This window comes from Cobetia sp. SIMBA_158 (assembly GCF_046566945.1).
Classification (GTDB): domain Bacteria; phylum Pseudomonadota; class Gammaproteobacteria; order Pseudomonadales; family Halomonadaceae; genus Cobetia; species Cobetia amphilecti.
In genome coordinates this window covers 1-263 of the sequence record NZ_JAWJYL010000532.1, presented here as the reverse complement: position 1 = coordinate 263, position 263 = coordinate 1, and the positions used below count along the sequence as shown (strand labels likewise).

The window sequence follows — 263 nt, the reverse complement described above, 5'->3', positions numbered from 1 at the left end:
ATCCTGCCCGTGCTCGGCCGCACCGAGCTCGACATGCAGGCGAGCGGCCGTCAGTCGATCACCGTCGAGGATTCGATGTCGATGGTCCACGCGTCGGCCGGCAAGCTCAAGCCCGCGTCCGACCAGTTGCGCTCCGAGCCCGCGATCGTCGCCGGAATCGCCCACGCGACGCTGCCGGCCAGCAAGATCGCGTGGCTCGACCTGATCGCCGACTACGACCGCATCCGCGACCTGATCGACCGCACGGTGGCCGGCTTCGAGGC

General features: G+C 69.6%; 1 pseudogene. It reads left to right on the top strand.

From position 1 onward, the window contains the following. Window positions 1-263 (top strand): annotated as a pseudogene (locus tag R2R70_RS20975) (CbbBc protein); the annotation flags it as partial.